Annotated in this window: 1 protein-coding gene; it reads right to left on the minus strand. The window is 63.9% G+C overall.

Annotated elements, in window-relative coordinates:
• Positions 1 to 346, minus strand: a 346-nt coding sequence (locus ASE71_RS36725; protein WP_413814626.1) for an electron transfer flavoprotein subunit beta/FixA family protein, incomplete at both ends; no start/stop codon positions are given.

The raw sequence follows: 346 nt of genomic DNA on the forward strand, positions 1-346 counted from the left end.
TTCCTCGGTCTTCAGCACCTTGAGGCGGGCAGCGGTGTCGACGCCGAAGTCGGCCGGCGACTTCTTGTCGAGCGGCTTCTTCTTTGCCTTCATGATGTTCGGCAGCGAGGCGTAGCGCGGCTCGTTCAGGCGCAGGTCGGTGGTGACGACGGCAGGAAGCTTGATGTCGATCGTCTGCAGACCGCCGTCGACTTCGCGGGTCACCCTTGCTGTGCACTCTGGCGCCTTGCCATCGCCGATCTCGACCTTGGAGGCAAAGGTCCCTTGCGCCCAGCCGAGCAGGGCCGACAGCATCTGGCCGGTCTGGTTCGAATCGTCGTCGATCGCCTGCTTGCCGACGATGATC

Source organism: Ensifer sp. Root954 (genome assembly GCF_001429005.1).
In the GTDB taxonomy this organism is placed as follows: domain Bacteria; phylum Pseudomonadota; class Alphaproteobacteria; order Rhizobiales; family Rhizobiaceae; genus Ensifer; species Ensifer adhaerens.